Origin of the sequence: Leucobacter chinensis (assembly GCF_019049105.1) — a bacterium.
Classification (GTDB): Bacteria; Actinomycetota; Actinomycetes; order Actinomycetales; family Microbacteriaceae; genus Leucobacter_A; species Leucobacter_A chinensis.
In genome coordinates this window covers 165,346-186,242 of sequence record NZ_JAHQZR010000004.1, presented here as the reverse complement: position 1 = coordinate 186,242, position 20,897 = coordinate 165,346, and the positions used below count along the sequence as shown (strand labels likewise).

14 protein-coding genes and 1 tRNA gene are annotated in these 20,897 nt (G+C 63.7%); 5 read left to right on the top strand and 10 right to left on the bottom strand.

Features of this window, described 5'->3' with window-relative positions:
- Window positions 1–12: 12 nt before the first annotated feature.
- Entirely contained in the window at window positions 13–1,398 is a 1,386-nt protein-coding gene (locus tag KTJ78_RS05920) for a glycine--tRNA ligase (protein ID WP_217133552.1), read from the bottom strand.
- Between the two features lie 142 nt (window positions 1,399–1,540).
- Between KTJ78_RS05920 and KTJ78_RS05915 the strand changes: the two genes are divergently transcribed.
- Entirely contained in the window at window positions 1,541–2,059 is a 519-nt protein-coding gene (locus KTJ78_RS05915) for a gamma carbonic anhydrase family protein (RefSeq protein ID WP_217133549.1), read from the top strand.
- On the opposite strand, the gene KTJ78_RS05910 is transcribed toward KTJ78_RS05915, so the two are convergent.
- Window positions 2,056–2,667: a LysE/ArgO family amino acid transporter gene (locus tag KTJ78_RS05910; protein WP_217133547.1), complete on the bottom strand. Its 612-nt coding sequence runs from the start codon at window positions 2,665–2,667 to the stop codon at window positions 2,056–2,058. The two genes, KTJ78_RS05915 and KTJ78_RS05910, sit on opposite strands and share 4 nt — an antisense overlap.
- A 36-nt stretch (window positions 2,668–2,703) precedes the next feature.
- On the opposite strand from KTJ78_RS05910, the gene KTJ78_RS05905 reads away from it, so the two are divergent.
- Window positions 2,704–3,537 carry a M15 family metallopeptidase gene (locus KTJ78_RS05905; RefSeq protein ID WP_217133545.1) on the top strand — a complete coding sequence of 278 codons (834 nt, stop codon included), beginning with the start codon at window positions 2,704–2,706 and terminating at the stop codon, window positions 3,535–3,537.
- A 175-nt stretch (window positions 3,538–3,712) separates the two neighbouring features.
- On the opposite strand, the gene KTJ78_RS05900 is transcribed toward KTJ78_RS05905, so the two are convergent.
- Window positions 3,713–4,645, bottom strand: coding sequence for a 2-hydroxyacid dehydrogenase (locus tag KTJ78_RS05900; protein ID WP_217133543.1), 933 nt, complete (start codon window positions 4,643–4,645; stop codon window positions 3,713–3,715).
- A gap of 41 nt (window positions 4,646–4,686) precedes the next feature.
- Here KTJ78_RS05900 and KTJ78_RS05895 point away from each other — a divergent pair, with 41 nt between their 5' ends.
- Both KTJ78_RS05895 and lplAB read left to right on the top strand, forming a co-directional pair.
- Complete coding sequence (locus tag KTJ78_RS05895; RefSeq protein WP_217133541.1) at window positions 4,687–5,574, top strand: alpha/beta hydrolase; 888 nt, start codon at window positions 4,687–4,689, stop codon at window positions 5,572–5,574.
- 62 nt (window positions 5,575–5,636) lie between these two features.
- Window positions 5,637–6,695 (top strand): lipoate-protein ligase LplAB, encoded by a 1,059-nt coding sequence (gene lplAB / locus KTJ78_RS05890; protein ID WP_217133539.1) that lies wholly within the window; start codon window positions 5,637–5,639, stop codon window positions 6,693–6,695.
- A 37-nt stretch (window positions 6,696–6,732) separates the two neighbouring features.
- Here the strand turns inward: lplAB and KTJ78_RS05885 are convergent, their stop codons facing one another.
- Both KTJ78_RS05885 and KTJ78_RS05880 read right to left on the bottom strand, forming a co-directional pair.
- Window positions 6,733–8,742, bottom strand: a complete 2,010-nt coding sequence (locus tag KTJ78_RS05885) for a YhgE/Pip domain-containing protein (protein WP_217133538.1) — start codon at window positions 8,740–8,742, stop codon at window positions 6,733–6,735.
- Complete coding sequence (locus tag KTJ78_RS05880; protein ID WP_217133537.1) at window positions 8,739–11,510, bottom strand: MMPL family transporter; 2,772 nt, start codon at window positions 11,508–11,510, stop codon at window positions 8,739–8,741. The genes KTJ78_RS05885 and KTJ78_RS05880 overlap by 4 nt, the downstream gene beginning before the upstream one ends.
- Before the next feature lie 138 nt (window positions 11,511–11,648).
- Here KTJ78_RS05880 and KTJ78_RS05875 point away from each other — a divergent pair, with 138 nt between their 5' ends.
- Window positions 11,649–12,308, top strand: coding sequence for a TetR/AcrR family transcriptional regulator (locus KTJ78_RS05875; protein ID WP_217133535.1), 660 nt, complete (start codon window positions 11,649–11,651; stop codon window positions 12,306–12,308).
- On the opposite strand, the gene KTJ78_RS05870 is transcribed toward KTJ78_RS05875, so the two are convergent.
- From KTJ78_RS05870 to KTJ78_RS05850, 5 genes are all read right to left on the bottom strand, one after another.
- A complete protein-coding gene (locus tag KTJ78_RS05870; RefSeq protein ID WP_217133533.1) occupies window positions 12,305–14,368 on the bottom strand; it encodes a BCCT family transporter in 2,064 nt (687 codons plus the stop codon). The two genes, KTJ78_RS05875 and KTJ78_RS05870, sit on opposite strands and share 4 nt — an antisense overlap.
- A gap of 90 nt (window positions 14,369–14,458) precedes the next feature.
- Window positions 14,459–16,165: a hypothetical protein gene (locus KTJ78_RS05865; RefSeq protein WP_217133531.1), complete on the bottom strand. Its 1,707-nt coding sequence runs from the start codon at window positions 16,163–16,165 to the stop codon at window positions 14,459–14,461.
- Window positions 16,166–16,333: 168 nt separating this feature from the next.
- Window positions 16,334–16,417, bottom strand: a tRNA-Tyr gene (locus tag KTJ78_RS05860).
- Window positions 16,418–16,546: 129 nt separating this feature from the next.
- Complete coding sequence (locus tag KTJ78_RS05855; protein ID WP_217133530.1) at window positions 16,547–20,221, bottom strand: aldehyde dehydrogenase family protein; 3,675 nt, start codon at window positions 20,219–20,221, stop codon at window positions 16,547–16,549.
- A gap of 80 nt (window positions 20,222–20,301) precedes the next feature.
- The gene (locus tag KTJ78_RS05850) at window positions 20,302–20,847 is read right to left on the bottom strand and encodes a YbhB/YbcL family Raf kinase inhibitor-like protein (RefSeq protein WP_217133529.1); all 546 of its coding nucleotides are present in this window, start codon (window positions 20,845–20,847) and stop codon (window positions 20,302–20,304) included.
- Window positions 20,848–20,897: the final 50 nt, after the last annotated feature.

Below are 20,897 nucleotides of genomic sequence, written 5' to 3'. Positions count from 1 at the left end.
CCGCGCGGCGTGTTAGGCGCCGCGCAGACGCTCCGCGAGGAATGCGAAGAGCTCGGCGCGCGGAATGCGTACCTGCTCCATCGTGTCGCGCTCGCGCACCGTTACGGCGTTATCGTCGAGCGAATCGAAGTCGATCGTGACGCAGAACGGGGTACCGATCTCGTCCTGGCGGCGGTAGCGGCGGCCGATCGCGCCCGAGTCGTCGAAGTCGACGTTCCACGAGTCGCGCAGCTCCTGGGCGATCTCACGCGCGAGCGGCGAGAGCGCCTCATTGCGGCTGAGCGGCAGCACCGCAACCTTGACTGGCGCGAGGCGGGGGTCGAGGCTCAGCACCGTGCGCTTGTCGGTGCCGCCCTTGGCGTTCGGCACCTCTTCTTCACGGTACGCGTCGACGAGGAAGGCCATGACCGAGCGCGTGAGACCGGCCGCTGGCTCGATCACGTACGGGATCCACTTCTCGTTCTTCGTCTGATCGAAGTACGAGAGGTCTTTGCCCGACTTCTCTGAGTGCGTGCTGAGGTCAAAGTTCGTGCGGTTTGCGACGCCCTCAAGCTCGCCCCACTCGCTGCCCGAGAAGCCGTAACGGTACTCGATGTCGGCCGTGCGCTTCGAGTAGTGCGACAGCTTCTCTTGCGGGTGCTCGTAGAAGCGCAGGTTCTCGGGGTTGATGCCGAGGTCGACGTACCATGCCATACGCTCGCCCATCCAGTACTCTTGCCACTCTTCGTCGGTACCTGGCTCGACGAAGAATTCCATCTCCATCTGCTCGAACTCGCGGGTGCGGAAGATGAAGTTGCCCGGCGTGATCTCGTTGCGGAAGCTCTTACCGATCTGCGCGATGCCAAACGGAGGCTTCATGCGTGCGGCCTGCAGCACGTTCGCGAAGTTCACGAAGATGCCCTGTGCGGTCTCTGGGCGAAGGTAGTGCATGCCCTCTTCCTCGGCGACGGGGCCGAGGTAGGTCTTCAGGAGGCCCGAGAACTCCTTGGGCTCGGTGAACTGGCCACGGGTGCCGCAGTTCACGCAGACGATCTCGGCGAGGCCGTCTTTGGGCTCGCGGCCCTTCTTCTCTTCGAACTCTTCAATGAGGTGGTCTTCGCGGTAACGTTTGTGGCACTGCAGACACTCGACGAGGGGGTCAGAGAATACCTCGACGTGGCCCGAGGCTTCCCATACCTGACGGGGCAAGATGACGCTCGAGTCGATGCCTACGACGTCGTCGCGCTTCTGCACCATGGTCTTCCACCACTGACGCTTGATGTTCTCTTTGAGCGCGGTGCCGAGCGGCCCGTAATCCCACGCTGAACGCGAACCGCCGTAAATCTCACCGGCCTGAAACACGAAGCCGCGGTGGCGCGCGAGGGCGATAACTGTATCGAGACGGGATTGCTCAGCCATAATGTCACTCTTTCCAAGGTGCACGAGGGGATCTTTGGACTCGTTGCGCGGTCACACCGACACGCACGAATGGCATCCAGTGTAGTCCCACCCGGCCACAAGAGGCTGGGCAAGAGCACGATGTTGGGAGTACGGTGAGACCATGGCTCATATCTATTCTTTCGCGGGCAAAACCCCGCGCGTTCACCCCGATGCGTGGATCGCCCCTACCGCGACCCTCATCGGCGACGTCACCATCGAAGCCGGGGCAAGCGTGTGGTTCGGGGCGGTTCTCCGCGCCGACAACGCGCCAATCGTGCTTGGTGAGGGCAGCAACCTTCAAGACAACGTCGTCTTGCACACCGACATCGACACCCCCGTGCACGTGGGGCCGGGCGTCGGCGTTGGCCACAACGCGATTTTGCACGGCACGACCGTTGGTGAGGGGTGCCTCATTGGTATGGGGGCGACCCTGCTCAACGACTCGGTGATCGGCGAGGGCGCCTTCGTCGCGGCGGGCGCACTCGTGCTTGAGGGCCAGCACATCGAGGCCGGCCACCTTGCCGCCGGAGTGCCCGCGAAGGATCGCGGCGAAATGGGTGCAGAGATGGCCGAACGGGTGCGCGTGAATGCCGAGGGGTATCAGGAACTCTCGGCAGCCTACCGCGCCGAGGGTATCTAGCCGACGCCACCAAAGAAGAGGCGCGCGGCGATCGCGAGCATCATGACGCCAACGACGATGTCGAGTACTTGCCAGGAGCGCGGGGTCGCGAAGAAGCGTCTCAGGCCACGGGCTCCGTAGCCGAGAATGAAGAACCAGCCGAAGCTCGCGAGCGCCCCTCCGAGCAAGAACCACCAGCGGCCGGGCTCGCCCTGGGCGTTGCCAATCGACCCCATGAGCACCATCGTGTCAAGGTAGACGTGCGGGTTCAGCAGGGTGATCGCGGCGCAGGCTGCCATGGTTTTTGCGAGTGAGCTCTGGGCCTCGTCACCCGCGACCAGCCGTTCGGGCTTGCTCGCGCGCCGGAACGACGTGAAGGCATAGCCGAGCAGGAAGATAATGCCGCCCCAGCGCAAGATCTCCAGCACGATGGGCGCGCGTTCGACGACGAAGCCGATCCCGGCGACCCCTGCGAGTTCAAGTAGCGCGTCGCAGGTGGCGCAAAACAACACGACCGGCAGTACATGCTGCCCGCGAATGCCCTGCTGCAGAACGAACGCATTTTGTGCGCCGATGGCAACGATGAGCGAGAGGCCTGAGACGACGCCGACGAGCACAGAGGTAATCACTCGCACAGCATAACGCGAAACTCTAGACTGTTCACTATGCGCCCCGCTCGTGCCATCACTACCACCGCTTCAGCCCTCGCCGTTGCGATTTCGGTTGCCGTGGGCGCCGTGGCCTGCGCCCCCGAACCGAGCCCAGCGGCCGAAGAACCGAGCACTCCGAGCACGAAGGCAGAAACCCCCGCACCGCCCGTACTCGAGGCGGCTGACCCAACCGCTGCTGCGGATCCTGCCGGGCCCGGCTTCGCTTCTGACGCCAGGAGCGATGCCCTGCCGCAGCACTCGATCGACGACCCCTCGTCGCTATGGGTGGTGACGAACAAGCACAGGCCGCTCGATCCGCTCGATTACGAGCCCAGCGATCTCGTTATGCCTGAGGGAATCGACAATGTGAACGGCCAGCCGCTGCGCGCCGAGGCTGCCGCCGCTGCAACCCGCATGGCGCAGGCGGCGAGCGCCGACGGGGTCTGGTTTCGCATCGGCAGCGCATACCGCGACTACGCGAAGCAGGAGTACCTCTACACGAGCTACATCGCCCGTGACGGCCAGGCCGAGGCCGACACCTACTCTGCCCGCCCCGGGTTCTCTGAGCACCAGACCGGCCTCACGGCAGACTTTGACGACGCATCATCGTGCTACCTCTGGGCATGCTTCGCCGACACAGCGGCTGGTGCCTGGCTCGCCGAGCACGCGGCAGAGCACGGCTGGATACTGCGCTACCCCGCCGGGTCAGAGCACGTGACCGGCTACACCTTCGAGCCGTGGCACTTTCGCTACGTGGGCGAGCCGCTCGCGCTCGAGATGCGCGAGCGGGGCGTCGCGACCCTCGAGGAGTACTTCGAGCTGGCGGCTGCGCCGACGTACCTGGAGTGAGGGCGGGTTCGGTGCACTGCTGCCGGGGCTCACGGCAACTATTGCGTGATTTTTGCTCGGTTTTGGGGGTTTTCCGGGTAAAATGAGGCGAAAATCAGGCAATGGTGAGCGAGTCGGCAGCAGAAGTTGCAGCCCATAAACGAACGCAGCGCGCCAGGAGACCAGGCAGCACGCGTCAGGAAAGAACGATATTTTCGGGGGTCTCGCCCGCGCGCAGGTGCTCGACCTGACGCTTGATGAGGCGCACGATCCGTGGGTGCATGGCCTGCGAGTCACCACCGTTGTGCGGGGTGATGAAGGCGTTCTCGCACGCCCACAGCGGGTGGCCCTCTGGCAACGGCTCCGGGTCGACGACGTCGAGGGCGGCACGGATGCGCCCCGTCTGCAGCTCTGCCACGAGGTCGTCAGTAACGACAATGGGGCCTCGGCCGACGTTCACGAGCAGAGCGTCGTCACGCATGAGGGCGAGGCGTTCGCGACCAAAGAGGCCCCTCGTTGCATCGCTGAGTGGCAGGCCGATCATGACGATGTCGGCTTCGGGCAGCAGCGCGTCAAGCTCGTCAATCCCGTGCACCGAGACCGTCTCACCCCCGGGCAGCTGCTCGGTGCGGGCCCGTGATGCGACCCTGGTGATGTCGACCTCAAACGGCAGCAGACGGGCTTCGATGGCTTTGCTCACTCCCCCGTACCCGAGCAGCAGCACGCGTTTGTCGGCGAGGCCTCGCCTGGTCTCGTTATGCCACAGACCCTTCGTTTGGTTATGCACCGCCTCGGCAAAGCCGCGCTGCGCAGCGATCGTGATGCCGACGGCGAGCTCGGCCGTCGCAGTCTCGTGCACACTCGTCGCGTTGGCGAGCCGCATGCCCGCTGGCAGCGCATTTGCGACACCGTCGAAACCGATCGACTGCCACTGCACGAGCTGCACATTCATGCCCTCAAGGCGAGCGAGCGGTCGCACCCCATCCCAGTACGGCGGTACGACAAGATCGATGTCATTTCGAGGAGCTTCACCGCTCATGTCCCAGAGCAGGCATTCAACGCCCTCGGCGTCTTCTAGCGAGGCAAGCAGTCGTTCATCAGGCACCGAAACCACGATCGTTGTGTTCATGCCGCTAGTCTAACTGCCCGGCCAGTGGCAGAATGTAGTGCATGACAACGCACGATGAGCCTACCTCGCCCATCACGCGAGGCGCCGACATTTTTTATGACGATCACGGCGTAGCGATTTTTACCTACTCGTGGGTTCCCGAGCGGCCACGCGGTGTCGTGCAAATCGCGCACGGCATTGGCGAACACGCGGGACGTTACGAGCACTTTGCTCTCGCACTCGCCAAGGCCGGCTATGCCGTATACGCCGACGACCATCGCGGGCACGGTGAGACCGGCCGCGAAATGCACCGCGGCGATCTCACACAACTCGGCAAGCTCGGTCCAGGCGGGTTGCGAGCGGCCGAGAACGCGATCATCAACTTCACCGAGCTCATTCACTCGAAGCACCCCGGGCTGCGCATCACCTACTTTGGGCACTCATGGGGGTCGCTCATGGGCCAGCGGCTCCTCAATCGCGGCACGGCGCTGTTCGACGCCGTCATTCTCTCTGGCAGCGCGTACCGCACCCCGAAGCACATGGAGTCGGGCGATCTGAACCGCGGCTTCGCGCACCTCGGCGAAACCGGCTTTGAGTGGCTCAGCCGCGACCACTCGGTTGCCGAGGCTTTTGCGAACGACGAGCTCTGCTTTGACGCAGACATTCTGAAACTCTTCGGGCTGGCAGACGCGCTCAGGCTCTTCGGCACCCCGGGCAGAAACGTACCCAACGTGCCAATGCTGTTGATGTCGGGAACCGATGATCCGCTCTCACGAGCCGACTCGGTTGAACGGCTCGCTGCGGCATATCGAAACCGCGGGGTGACCGACGTCACCCTCACGCTCTACCCAGGAGGGCGGCACGAGATGCTCAATGAGCTCAACCGCGCCGACGTCGAACACGACGTCATCTCCTGGCTCGACACGCACACCCACAGCGCCGAGCGCTAACCCTTCGGCAACACGCCCCGCCCCACGCCCCACGCTCAAGCCCCATCACGAAAGAAGCACCGATGCCCACGTTCCACGGCGAATACAAGATGCCCGGCGGCAAGCTCATTGTCGTCGACTGCGATGTTGAGGCCGGTGAACTGCATGACGTGACCGTCTCGGGCGACTTCTTTGTTGAGCCCGACGAGGCCATTCTCGAGGTATCGAAGGCACTCACCGGGGCACCCGCGACCGCGACGGCCGCTGGCTACGCCACCGTCGTACGCGAGGCTCTTCCCGCAGACACCGTCATGCTCGGCGTCTCGCCAGAGGCCATCGGTATCGCGGTGCGCCGGGCCCTCAGCAACGCCGGCTCGTGGCGAGACCTCGACTGGCAGGTCATCGTGACTCCGAAGATCTCGCCGGTCTTGAACGTCGCGCTCGACGAAGTTCTCGTGACCGAGGTCGGCGAGGGGCGCCGTGGACCGACCATGCGCATCTGGGAGTGGAACTCTGACGCCGTTATTATCGGCAGCTTTCAGTCGGTGCGCAACGAGATCGACCTCGAAGAGGCGCAAGCACTCGATACCCAGCTTATTCGCCGCATCTCAGGCGGAGGCGCCATGTACATGCAGCCAGCCTCGTCGATCACCTACTCGATTTACGTGCCCGACTCGTTCGTCGAGGGCATGAGCTTTGAGCAGAGCTACCAGTTTCTCGATGAGTGGGTGCTCGAGGCCCTCTTCACTCTTGGTGTTGACGCCGAGTACAAACCGCTCAACGACATCGCGAGCCCACTCGGCAAAATCGGTGGGGCCGCACAAAAACGACTCGCCTCTGGCGCCGTGCTGCACCACGTCACGATGTCGTATGACATGGACGCAGAGCGCATGATGCGGGTGCTGCGCATCGGGCGCGAAAAAATGTCTGACAAGGGAACGAAGAGCGCGGCGAAGCGGGTCGATCCGCTGCGAAGCCAGACAGGCGTGTCTCGCGACGAGGTTATTACCCGCCTCGCCGAGGTGTTTCGTCAGCGTCACGGCGCAACGCCCGGTGACATTACCGAAGAGGAATATACTCGCGCCGAGGCGCTCGTTGCCACGAAGTTCGAGAATGACGAGTGGACCCTGCGCATCCCGTGACCGCGGGCCTCGCAGGCCCGGGTCGACGGGAAAACCGCTAGGCGGGCTTGCGCTCCCGGTGCACCGCCGCGCCAATCGCGAGCATTCCGAGGCCACCCCACACGAGCAGCATAAGGATGTTCGCGCCACCGGGCGCCCCACTCTCGGTGATGCGCTGTAGCGCCTCGATCGCGGTTCCCACCGGCGTGAACGAGGTGATTGACGCGAGCACACCGGGGGCCGTTGAAACGATGCCCGCCACGAAGCCAACGACGAGCACAACGAACGAGACGAAACGACCGTACCCGTGGAAGAGCGCGACGAGCCCCTGGTTCACGAGGCCGAAGGCAACGCCAACGAGCACACCGGTGATCGCGTAGGCGAGCACGTGCGAGGCGGGTTCCTTCAGGAGCAGCGCAACAAAGAGTGCTGCGAGCGCGCCCTGAATGGCCCCGAGCAGCATTCCCGAACCCGCCGAACGCAGGGTGATCGTTGCCTCACTGAGCGCCGCCTCACGGGTGCGTGACCAGAGCGGTTGCAACACCATGAACGCGGCGAGCCCGCCAGCCCAGAGCGCGATCGAGAGGAACAGTGGGGCACCGGAGCCAGCAAAGAGCTTCGCCTCGTCGTCGCCGCCCGACACGGGGTTCACCGCAATCTCTGCGAGGCGGTCCCGCTCGCTCTCGCTGTACCGTGGAATCTCGCTGACCGCCTCGGCCAGCCCTTCGGCGAGGTCGCGTGTGCCCTTGGCCGCCTGTTCAGTGCCACCCGCGAGCTCACTCGCTCCCTCGGCGAGCTGGCTCACGCCCTCGGTGAGTTCGGGAACCTGCGCGGCAAGCTGCCCGGTGCCGCTCGAGAGTTCACGGGCGCCAGAGGCGATGCCACCCACTCCCGCGGCAAGTTCACCGGCACCGGCGGCGAGCCCGTCAGCTCCCGCGGCGAGACCCGCGGCCCCCGCGGCGAGCTCGTCAAGACCCGCCGCAGACTGCGCCGCGCCGTCGGCAAGCGTGTTTCCGCCAGCGATCGCTGCCTGCAGGAGTTCGGGTGCGCCGAGCACCTGATCGATGAGTCCGAGCAGCATGCCCTGCTGTTCTGGCGGCACGGGAAGTTGGCCAGATGCGATCGCGTCTCGCAGCTCGATGATTTGCGGCCTGACATCGGTCAGCCCACCCAGAAGCGGCACGAGCACGCCGTTGACGCTCTCGACGTAGGCGCCAACCCCGCCCGCGAGCTGCTTCGATCCAGCGGCAGCGTCACGAGTACCATCAGCAAGCTCGTGCACACCTCCCGCGTAACCCCGAAGCCCCTCGGCAAGTGAGTTTGCCCCGCCCGCGAGTTGGTCGGCACCCGACGAGAGTTGCCCAGCGCCCGCAGAGAGCTGACCCACGCCCGCCTCGAGCGCGCCAGTGCCGTTGAGGAGCTCATCGAGCCCGGTTGCGAGTTGACCACTGCCCTCGGCAAGCTGATCGGCTCCATCGGCGAGCTTGCCCGCACCGTCGCTCGCATCATCGAGGCCCTCACCGAGCTTCGTAAAGCCAACGAACACGTTACCCACGAAAGCCTCGCCGAGCTGCGTGTTGAGCACCTCGGTCGCCGTTTGCGTTACGGCCGCTGAGAGCGCCGCATCAAGGAGCTTCGCGCGCTCACTCGTATGAATATCGAGGGTCGCCTGCAGCGCCTCGTCTGGCCCCTTCGAGAGCGATGTCGCGGCCCGCGAGAAGTTCTCTGGAATCGTCACGACGGTCACGTATTTGCCCGACTCGAGGCCTTTCTCGGCACCCTCATCGTCGGTGAGCTGCCACTCAAAGTTCTCGCTCTCGGTCGCGCCGATGAGCTCGGCAGCGAGCACCCTTCCAAGCGGCGTGAGCTGCCCATCAACCTCGACTGGCTCGTCATTGTTCACGACCGCGGCGGTTACGTGGTTCATGCGCTCAGTCGGGTCCCAAAGCCCCCAGATAAACAGGCCCGCGATCACGAGGGGCACGAGCATGAAGCCGAGTGCACGCGTCATCGACATGCCCCACAGCTCCCTCGATCCACGCATTTCAGTGTTCGAGTAGCCCGTCATGAGCGCACTCCTTTCAGCATGCCGGTAGCGGCATGTTCATGACTTTCTCCGCTCGCGGTCACGAGCGAGAGCGCCCGCGGCAATACGCGCCTTGCCTGCCCCGCGTCGGCAACGATGATCACGGTCGGCGCCTTTCCGGTCGCGCGTTCGCGCTCGATTGCCCAGGCGGCAAGAGCTCCGTGAGCATGCTCGGCATCCCGGCTTGAGAGCGCGGGGCCGACACCGGTGATCACGAGCAGGTCTGGCCGGTCTTTCGTCGCCTCACGAATGTGCGTCACTGGCACCCACGCAGAGCGCTTGCGCAGCGTCGCGGCGCGGTCTGGCTGCAAAAGACCGTGAACCTTCAGGGTTCCACGTGAAACCTGGCCGCGGCCGCTCAGCACGCGGGCCAACGGCTCACTCGTGGGATCGGCTGGGTCGAGCACGAGCGCCTCTCCCGCCTGCACGCGCAGCTCTGGAACCGCTCGGTTGCCCGGCATGACCAGGCGCTCAGACGCGATAACCGCAGCAGGGTCGTCGGCAGGCCACTCGGCGTACGTGATCTCGCGAGTCAGCCCCTCGCCCTCAACGTCGAAGTGCGGCAGGAGCCGGTCGAGCCAGCGTGGCATGCGCCAGGCCCGGTCGCCGAGGAGCGCGAGAATCGCCGGGACCAGCACCATGCGCACGATGAATGCGTCGACGAAAACGCCGACCGCGAGGCCGAGCGCAATAACCTTGATCGAGGGGTCGCCCTGCGGCACGAACGCCGCGAACACGGCAAACATGATGATCGCGGCCGCCGAGACCACCTTTCCAGAGCCAACGAAACCACGGTGGATCGCCGCCTGCGAGTCTGCCCCGTGCACGACCTCCTCGCGAATGCGCGAGACGAGGAAGACCTCATAGTCCATCGCCAGGCCGAAGAGCACACCCATGAGGATGATGGGCATGAAGCTCAAGATCGGGCCGGTCGCGTGCACGTTGAGCGCGTCACCGAGCCAGCCCCACTGGAACACGGCGACGACGGCGCCGAACGCCGCGCCGACCGAGAGGAGGTAGCCAAGAGTCGCCTTGATGGGCACCCAGACCGAGCGAAACACCATGGCCAGCAGAATGAGCGAGAGGCCCACCACAAGCACCGAGAAGGGTATGAGTGCCTTGAACAGGAGTTCTGAGACGTCGATACCGACGGCTGTGAACCCCGTGACCGAGAGGCTCACACCATATTGCTCTTGCCACTCGTCATGCTTCTCGCGCAGGTCGTGCACGAGCTGACTCGTGCTCGCGGCGTGCGGCCCCTCCTCTGGCACGACCTGAATGATGCCCGTGTCGGCTCCCTGGTTGGGAGTCGCGAGCGGCACATCAGCGACGCCAGGCACGGCTCGCACCTCGTCAGCGAGATCTTCCATAAGCCCGAGCGGATCGGTACTCGTGATGATCGATCCCGCAAGCACGAGCGGCCCGTTGGCCCCCTCACCGAAGTGCTCAGCGGTGAGCTCGTAAGTGACGCGCGCCGGGTCGTTCTCTTCGAGGCCGCTCGCGTTGGGCAGTGCGAGTCGCAGTTGCAGTGCGGGAACCGTCGCGATACCGAGCACAATGAGCACGAGCACCGAGGTAATGAGTGGCTTCGCGGTGACGACTCGCACCCAGCGGCCGAAGAAGCGGTCTGAGAACCGTGAACCCACGAGCGAGGGCTGCGCTTCGCCGCTTACAGCTTCGGCGTCGCCCGCCGCTGCTGAGGCCGCTTCAATGCGCCGCCGCTCCTTCTTGCGCAAAATCTTGAGACCGGCCATCGCGAGAATCGCCGGGGTGAGCGTGACGGCGATAACGACCGAGAGCGCAACTGCCGCAGCCGCCGCGACACCGAGGGCCGTGAGAAACGGGATGCCAGCGACCGATAGACCCACGAGCGCGATGACCACGGTGAGGCCCGCAAACACCACCGCCGATCCGCTCGTCGCTGTTGCCCGCGCGATCGACTCGGTCACGGGAACACCGTTCAAGAGCTGTTCCTGGTGTCTTGAAACGATGAAGAGTGTGTAGTCGATGCCAACCGCGAGCCCCAGCATGAGGGCGAGCATGGGCGTCGTCGAGGTGAGCTCAACGAACGCCGTCACGAAGAAGATGCCGGCGACCGAGATGCCCACGCCGATGAGCGCGATGAGCAGCGGCATGCCAGCAGCGATGAGCGAACCGAGCGTGAGCACGAGCACGATAAACGCGATGAGCACGCCAACGGCTTCGGTCGGGCTCAGCCCCGGCACCTCGGCCGAATAGATCTCGCCGCCGACGCTCGTTTGCGTGCCCTCGGGCAGGGCATTTTGCAGGGCCGCCGAGGTGTCGCGAATGCCTTCGTCAAGAGCGTCGGGAACCTGATCCATCGTGCCCTGAATTTGGATTGTGATGAGGGCGGCCTGCCCGTCGTCGGCGAGGCCCTGCGCGGCTTGCTCAGCGAAGGGGTACGCCACGGCCGTGACGTTCGGCAAGCCCTCAAGGTCGTCGGCCGCATCAATGAGGGCCTGGCGATAGGGCTCTGACTCGATGTCGTCGCCCTCGGCGGCAACCACGATGATTTGAGCGCTCGTGCCGCTGACCTCGGGAAACGTGCTGCGCAGCGTCTCGAGGGCGGCCTGCGACTCGGTACCGGGAATCGAGATGGGCGCGTTAGCCCCCTGCGAGAAGAAGATCGCGCCTGCGCCGAGCCCCGCGAGCACGAGAAGCCACAGCGAGAGCACGAGCCACCTGGCTTTGGCGGCCCAGGTACCGAGCGTGTAGAGGAAGGAAGACATGTGACCCTTGTTGGCGTGCGTTGACGTCGAAAACCGAATGGATACACTCCTGTATCCTGCTTCGATACACTAATGTATCGGCATATGCGTGTATGTTGACTGAGAATCTGTCTATGACTTCTGCAGAAGGAGCACCGCGTGGCGAATGAGCATTCCCAGGCCCCGAGCACCCGGCGCGAGCATACCCGCGAGCGGCTGCTCGACGCAGCGATCGAGGTGTTTGCCGAAGAGGGCGTGCAGGGCGCATCGGTCGAATCGATCTGCCAACGCGCCGACTTCACGCGCGGCGCCTTCTACTCGAACTTCACCTCGAAGGAGCAACTGTTTTTGACCGTGCTCGAGCGTGAGTTTGCGCGCCGGGGTGCCGACTTCAAGGAACGCGCCGAAGAGCTTGAGCCGCACTTGCACGCTCGCAAGACGCCGTTCACGGTCGACGAGGCCGCGCAAATTATCGTCGAGTTCTTTTTGCCCTCGGAGTTTGCACAGTCGTGGTTCATTCTTGAGACCGAATTCTTGCTCATGGCGCTGCGCGACCCCGCGCTCGCGCCCAGCCACCAACGGCTCATGACCTCGTTTCTCGACGACATCGAGCAGACCGTCGCATCAGTGCTCGAGGCAGCGGGCCGCACGCCCACGATGCCGCTCAGGCGCGTGCTGACGATTCTCATGCACGAGTTCGCGACCGCGATGCAGGCGAGTGCCCTCGCTGAGCCGGGCGCCGACGATCCCTTCGAAACGCTCGGTGACCAGGCCGCTGAGCTCGTGTTTGCGCTCAGCAGCCCGATCACGAGCGACTAGTTCTTCTCCCCCGCCTCGGGGGTCTCACCCTCGTCGCTAGCTTCGCCCACCTCGTCGCTGCTTTCGGTACCGGCGACCGCAGCATCAGCCGCTTCCTCTGCCGGGGCTGAGTCAGAAGCCGAGGCCGAGCCCAACAACTGCTGAGGCGCTTCAGCGCCGGTCAGCTGCGCAAGCGAAGCATCGGGCTGCTCACCCGTGAGCTCATTCTTAATGATGGGCATCGAACTGGTCGTCGCGTCGACGTACCAGTCGGTGAGTTGGGGGTCGCTACTGTCGAAGCCCATGCCTGCACCCTCGTCTTCAGGGACCTCACTGGCCTCGAACACGAAGTCGTCACCGTACTCGTCGATACCCCTGATGACGCCCTGTGCAATCGCCTGCTTCGCGTACTTGCGGCGAATCATATAGGGGTCGATGCGCAGATCTTGCGCCCACGAGTACATGATGCCGATAACAATGAACGAGAAGGGGAGGGCCGAGACGACCATAAGCGACTGCAAACCCGAAAGCGCATTGCGCCCGCCCGCGAGCAAGAGCGCGATCGCGATGAAGCTGAGCAACAGGCCCCACATGACCGTGATGGCCTTGGAAGGCTCTGCACGGCCTCCCTGTGACATCGACGCCATAACGATCGAGGCGGAGTCAGCCGCCGTCACGAAGAAGATGATGATCGCGACCATCGCGACAGTTGAGGTGAGGAGGCTGAGTGGTAGGCCCTGAAGCACCTGGAAGAGTACGTCTTCGCCACTACCGTCCATGGCAAAGTCAGCGCCCTCAATTGACATCCACATCGCCGTGCCACCGTAGACGATGAACCAGCCGAGCACGATCGCCGTTGGCACGAGCAGCACAACTGTCACGAACTCACGCAGCGAACGGCCTCGTGAAATCTTCGCGATGAACATGCCGACGAAGGGAGCCCACGAAACCCACCAAGCCCAGTAGTAGACCGTCCAGGTCGAGAGGAACGCTTCGGTCTCACCGCCCTGGGTAATGTTGCGCGCCAACATGAGCGGGATGTCCTGCACGAAGGTCACAAGCGATGACGGTACGAGGTTCAAGATCACGACCGTGGGGCCCGCGATGAAGACAAACAGGGCGAACAGACCCGTGAGGGTCATGTTGAGGTTCGAGAGCCTGCGAATGCCCTTCTTGACGCCCGAAACGGCCGAGGCAATGAAGCCGCCCGTCAGCACCGCGATGATCGCGACAAGAATCGCGTTCGTCACCTCGCCAATGCCGGTCACGATCTCAATGCCACGGCCAATCTGCAGCGCGCCGATGCCGAGGGACACAGCCGTGCCGAAAAGTGTCACGATGATCGCAAAGATATCGATCACACGGCCTACCGCACGGCGCGTGCCGGTCGAAGACGGGAACACCGGCTCGAAGAGTGCCGAGATAAGCGGCGGGCGACCCCTGCGATAGGTGCTGTAAGCAATCGCGCCACCAACGAGTGAGTAGAAGGCCCAGGCGATCGGGCCCCAGTGCAGGAACGTCTGAGACAGAGCCGGAAGCATCGCTTCAGCGGTTCCCGCTTCGACGCCCGTTCCTGGAGGCGGATTCAAAAAGTACGTGAGCGGCTCAAGCGGGCCATAGAAGAGCAAGCCGATGCCGAGGCCCGCCGCAAAGAGCATCGAGATCCACGACGCGCGGCTAAACTCCGGCTCCTCGTCATCGGTGCCGAGAACAATGCCACCAGTTCGGCCGTAACCGACAATGAGCATGAAGACAGCAATGCACATGGCGAGCGCCATGAAGAGCCAGCTGAAGTAGTGGTTGACCCAGGTGAGGGCCGCAGCGCCCGCGTTTGAAAGCGAACTCGGCGAAATGAGTGCCCATGCGATCACCGCAATCGTCGAAAGAGCCGTGATAATGAGTACGACCCAGTTCGTGGTAAAGCGCGCACCGGTCTTTTCAACACCGATGCCGGGCAGGAGCGCAGGGTGTGGGAGCGGGGGCGGGAGCGGCGACTGAATTCTTCGCGTGAGCGTCTCTTTCGAAGACGCAGGTTTTAACGGCCCGTCTGCCCCGTCACTCGGAGTGCGCGTTTTTCGCATAGCAGTACCGTAACAAGCATCTGCCCCCGGGGCTAGTGTCGCCCCGGCGAGGCCCGATACCATGCAATCGTGGCCTCACCGGGAACGAGCCTAGACTTCGTCGGCCCCACGGTAGCGCTGATAGGGCATGGTATTCCACGTACGCCCTTCGAGCGACTCAGGCGTCAGGTTACAGGGCATCTCAGCGAGCAGCGCCTTCGCAGCGGTGAGCTCTCGCTCGACCTCTTCACGGTCCTGGTACATGAACTCGTCAGAGGCCTTGTCGACCGCCTGAGCAAGCTTCGCCTCAAGCTCATCGATGAGCTTCTCCTGCTTCGTCCTGAACTGGTCTCTCGCTTCTTCTCGCCACAGTGGGGCGAGGCCGCGGTTGTGATCGAGCACCCCACGATATTCGTCGTAGACATCTTCGTAGATGAGACCCGTGTGCTCGCGCACGTCACGCATGACGAGCGCGAGGTCATCGACCGTGAGGTCTTCGGGCTTGAGCGGCTCAGCACGCTTCGGACCCCCGAGCCTCGTGTACTCGAGGTAATACGGGAACATGCTCTTGATGACCTTGCCTGGCGGGTTCACGGCCACTCCCTCGGCATCGACGCCCTTGGGCTGAATGCCCTGAAATGCTGCGAGGGCCGACTCGGGCCGCACAATCTCTTTGGGCGGCATGAAGCCGTACCGCAAAAGCTCGCGAATGCCGGTTCCCGAGATATTGAGCCGGTACCGCACGTCGTCGGTGCCGCTCGTGCGGTCGGTCGCGTGGGTCGCGGCGCGTGCATCGTAGAAGACCTCGTGAAAGAGCCTGATATCGATGCCGAGCTCTTCCTTCGTGTATTCGTCAAACACCGAGTGGGCAGCGTATTTGTCGTAGTAGTCACCGATGCCCGCGTGGTCGCGGCCGATGAGCGCGTGCGTGCAGCCGTAGTTCTTCATAATGAGCGCGTGCAGAATCGCCTCCCTGGGCCCGGCAAAGATGTAGGTGACACGCAGGGGCGAGAGAATCGAGCGATCCATTGGGTAGTACTGCTCCATCACGTTCTGGTACCCACGAATGCGGTACTCGTGGCGCACATACTCGCGTTTGGCCATCTCGACGAGGGGCTGCAAGAAGATGCCGTCGACCTCTTCGAGCGCATTTCGGTGAATGTACTCGTGCCCGCGGTGCAGCGGGTTCGCACCCGTGATGAAGCCTGCAACCGAGTTGAAGCCCTTCTCTTCGTAAAACAGCTTCCACGTATCTTTCGGCTCTTGCCGCAGCCGCTCAAATGGGCCCCAGTCGACCCGGTTGATGAGGGTGAGCGTGCCGCCGAGCGCCGTCTCGCCCATGCGCCGGTAGATCGAGTCGACCCCCGGGTGGTTGCGGTCGGTGGTGCCGAAGAGCTTCTGCGACCGATGCTCCCGGTCGTAGGCAAAGATGTCTTCGATCGCGAGGATCGCGACGGGCTCGCCCTGGTCATCAGAGAGGCAGATCTCGTCGCCCTCGCTGAGCCCCTCAATGATCGTGGCGTTCGTCTTGCCAATCGGTGCGAAGCTCAACGGCACGGGCCACACCACTCCGTTTGCGAGCCTGCCGTTCTCGAGCACCGAGAGGTAGTCAGCCTCGTTCATGAAGCCCTTGTTGGGCGATAGCACCCCAGTCGCGATCATCTCGATCGTAATGATCGCTTCAAGATCAACGCGGATCGTTGCCAGCCCCCGAGCTCGCTCGGTGTACGCGGCACGATCGGCCGCCGCGATGGTCTGGTCAACGAGCACCCCGCCGTGAGGCGTTTGCGGGTAGGTCGAAACGTGCTCAGAACTCATGTCTTGCTCACACTCCCTCGTGTGGTGTCGTACGGTGTGAGCCCATGGTACCCCGCACCTCTGACGCTCGCTGTGCTGGCTGCCTGGAGCCCCCGCACAGGCTCACGCCGAATGCGGCTCCCGAAGACACAAAAACACCCGGTCGAGATGGTCTCGACCGGGTGTTACTGGTGGCGGATGCGTGATTCGAACACGCGAAGCTTACGCGTCTGATTTACAGTCAGATCCCTTTGGCCGCTCGGGCAATCCGCCATTGATTGCGACAACACAACCAAGCAATGATCATACCTGCTCTTGCGGCGCTTCTGCAATTCCTCACGGGGCGATTCGCCGAGGTTGCAGCAAAACATCGTCGAGAACCAGTGCAAAAAGGGGCGCGGATCACTGCCCCTTCAGCTCGTCGAGCCACTCCTCAAGTTCGTCTATGGGCGCTTGAAAACCGTGTCGCGTTCGTTCAATCGAGACAGCTTGCTCCTTCACGAACCCGAGCAGTTCGATGGGCCCAGCCATCGTCACCGGCCTCGCCCACACGCTCACATCGTTTCGAGAACTCAGCCACTCGGTCACGCGAGTTGCCTCACCGCCGATGAGCCGAATACGGGCCGCAGGAACCTCGCCCACGCCAGAAACGGCGGCTCCCTCGAGACTTGCGCGCTCGATCCACGTCTCATCGCCCTCGTACACGTATGAGATCTGGTGCAATTCAAGCAGCGCGACCAATTCTTTTGGCAGGGTGAGACCTGACGAGACCGTGAGCGCCGACGAACTGAGGAGGCCCGCAATGAGCAACCTGATGAGCGCACCAGTGTCACCCGTGGTTGCGAGCCGCAGGTGCACAGCGACCCTCCGATAACGAAGCAAGTTGTGTTCGGTTGAAAGGCCCGAGGCATCGTGCACCGTGCCAAACTGCGTACGCCAAGCAAGCTCATCGGCCAGCGCCGCTCGCCTCAGCACGTCGAACTGCGTGTAGCTCAAGAGCGGCTGCACCGTCTCGATGACGTGCTGAATCACGGGGTCGAGCCCACGCAGGTGCAGGGTATCGCTCTGCGTGCCGCGACGTAGCGTCCATTCACCGAGAGGAATAAGCCGATGGGGGCCGCCCGCGAGGGGCTGCCAGGTGCTCTGGGCGTTATGCCACACCCCAGAGGGAAACCGCTCGACCCGCGCACCGGTCGTGCCACGGTTAACGGCGAGCGCCGCCGCCTTGGTGCTCTCGAGCCAAGAAACGATCTCTTCGCCGTCCAGTGACCAGAGGGCTGCGGTCGCTCTGCCGCCAATTTCACCCTGCTTCACGAGTGCGTCATGCATACTGACGGCACGCACAACGCCAATCACCGGAACCCCAACCGAGTCAGCCCAGAACTCGGCATCTGGGCGCACTCCAACTCGCACGCCGGGCGACCAGAGCAGGCCCTCGCGATCGAGCTGTCGCGGTTGCACGAGCCAGCTCTCACCCTGCGCGAGTGTCGTGAGCGCTCTCAGTCCAGCTGGGCTCGGCGGAGCAGGCAACGGGCCCATCGTGAGTTCCATTGCCGAAGCCTCTGATGCTCCACTGTGCCCGACGACCACCGCATTCACGGCATCGGCAAGCGTGTCGAGAAACGCGTCTGAACGAGCAAGCGTTCCCACGAGCACGATGGCACGCGCCGAGCGGTGGTGGCCACCAGCACCGGCGAACGCCGAGCGCACGATCGTTGGCACTGCGGCGAGCGCGTCGGCGCTCTGCGTCACCGTCACCGTTGCGTGCGAACGCACGCGAATGTCGCGGCGCAACGAAGGTGCACGACGCTGAACCGCCCTCGCGAGTTCACTCGAAACCACATACATGCCCTGCACGAACTCTGACCGCTCGGTCACGCGCAACACGAATTCGTCAAAAGTCTCGCCTGGCCCAGGCGTCATCAGCGTCGTCGTCGCCTCGGGAAGCCCCGCGTGGCTCAGCTCTTCAAGCAGCACGCTCACGGTTCTCGCGAGCGTCGGGTGGGCGGCAATCACGACCCCCGAACCGGCGCTCAACACTGCGAAAACCATCTCTGCGAGCTCACCAAATGCAGTGTGCTCGTCGACTGCAATGAGCGAGAGCCGTTGAGGCGCGAATGTCGCCCCGCGCACAGTGCGCAACCCCTCTGCCCGGCTCGCGAGATACCTCGCACTGTCGATCGCGTACCCAACCTCGCCGTCAATCTCAGGCAACGGGCTGCCGCGCTCAGCGACGAGCACTTCAATGAGACGATCTCTCGCGGCGACGAGCGCGAGCGATCCGCGTCTCACCGTTGTCGCACGGTCAGCGTGTGCCCAGCCAGCCCAGAGCGCTCCCGCCTTCGCGGCGCGCTCGATTACCGTGTCAAGGGCCCAGGCTCCGGTTTGGGCTGCTTCAGCCGCCGCAACGCCAATCTCGCTGTGCTTTGCCCGCGCCACCTGAGCAAGCACCCAGCCGCGGTTGCGCTTCTGAGCCACATCTGTATCTGGTTCGCAGGCAAACCCGGTGTCAGAGGTAAGCGGAACTCGCTGGGGCGCATCGGTGTGCACCCTCGGGCGGGCACCCGCATCACGGTGCAACTGCATGACCTGAGCGGTAAGGCCTCCAGTGTCGAAGCGATGCGCGTCAGCGGGCGGGCGGTACATGAGTGGCGAATCACGCTCACTCGGTTCCCACTCACGTGACCGGTCTTGCAGACGGTGGCTTGCGGGTGCTTCGCCCCCCGCAAGTTCTTGCAGTGTCTCGATGCGCTGCCGCACCTCGGGTGAGATACCCTGCCCTGCTTCGTTCCAGACCCGTTCGGTCGTCGCGAGCGGCGAGTGGTCTGAGGCAACGAGCGAGAGGGTTTCAAGAACCTCAGGCAAAGCGTGAGCAAACTCGGCCGGGGTGACCACCGGGGTCATGACCCGCACGTTGGAGCCGCTTGCTTGAAGCACGGCCTCGAGCTCTGGCACCCTACCCCGGTAGACGGCCACCTGCAGGGTCGATCCAGCGCGGTGCTGTTGGGTGAGCACCTGGGCGACGGCAAGCAGCGCGGCATCTTCGCTCGCGAATACCGGCAAGAGCGCCCCGTCACCAGCTGACGATAAGAGCTCGTCAACCGCACGAAGCCAAGCAGCATCTCGCTCTTCAGGCTCGCTAATGACGGGAACCGCGAGGCCACGCTCAAGGGAGTCAATCGTTGCTTCTCGTGCAATGCTTCGAGTGGTGAGCCTCACCTCGAGCGGTCTTGTAGCCTCGGCCACCTCGGCGAGCTCTCGAATGATGCCAACGCTCTCTGGCAGTTCGGCGAGCACCTCTACCCCAATGAGAGGCGTGCCACAACGCGCGTCAAGGTGCACTGCCCGCACGATACCGGGCATGGCGAGCGCCTCAGCGTAGCTACGAGCGACGAAGGTGACCGCGACGCCATGGTCATCGCACTCGGCAAGGAATGTGTGCAGCGCATCACTAATCGCAGTGGGCAGTTCGTCGAGCAGCCACTCGGCGTTGCCCGTTATAAACCGTGCAGGCGAAACGCTCAATCGCTTCACACCACCGAGTCGCACGAGCGCTCTCAAGCGTTCGACCTCTCGCTGCACGCCGGCGGGGCCCGCGATTGGGGCACCGTGCAGTTCAAGGTCGGCGTTCTCTGGGAGGCCCTTCAGCCCAGCTGGCGCTTTCACCGGCGCACCCGTTTCACCGCTCGCCTCAGGGCCTCCGGGAAGCCCAGGAAGCTCGCTCGCGAGCAATATCTCGTCAAGGTGAGCGTGAAAGCGCTTCTTCACCACCGGAAGGATGCCCCATGGCAGCCCAAACGAAGCGATACCGCCGACACGCAACGCGAGCCGTAACCTCGCGGGCAGCGATTCCGGCGCCTCCTGCGAGAGTTCGTGCAAGCCCAACGCCGCCGCAAAGGCGTCTTGAGGCAGCTCGACATAGTCGAAAATGTCGCGCACGAAGTCGAAGGCACCGGGGTCTTCCCTCACTCCGCTCAAGAGTGTCTTGGGAGCGCCGCCACCCGCCTTCTGGCGTGCAGCGATAACTCTGCCTCGCCAAGATTCGAGGCAGAGCATCGCCGATTCTGTCACCTGCATGGTTCCACTGTATTTCGCGGGCCTCTCGAAACCGCGGTAACACCCTGAAAGAGAGCTTCGGGTTTCATGCAGGCCCGGTGTTAGTCGCCCTGGTACTCACCGGTAGCAACAATGACCGCGCGGGCCAGTGTCACATCACGCATCGTGAACCCCAGAGCCGCGGGAGTTGCTTGAGGGTCGATGTCGATGTGCGGTACCGAGAGTGCGTGCACCGCGAACCAGTAGTGGTGCACGCCAGTGCCCTCCGGAGGCGCGGCACCCGTGAATGCGGGTTCACGCATCTCGTTCGGTAGCGTAATGGCGCCCTCAGGCAGGAGGGTGCTGTCGGGCGCCCCAGCCCCGCTCGGCAGCGAGGTCGTTGTAGCGGGAATATTGGCGACGGCCCAGTGCCAGAAGCCAGAGCCCGTAGGGGCATCAGGATCGTAACAGGTCACCGCAAAGCTCTGTGTCTCGGCGGGAAAGTCGGCCCAGCTCAGCTGAGGTGACGCGTTATCGAAGGCGCCGTACGTCTCTTTAGGCAGGGGCTCACCGTGCTGAATATCGGTGCTTGTGAGCGTAAAACTCGGCACTGCCCGCATGAGGGCATAGGGGTTGATGAGGCCGTGTGCTTTCGGGTCAAAAGTCATCGCTTCTCCTTACACTCGTCGATCGGGGCGGCACCGCCCCTTCAGCAATC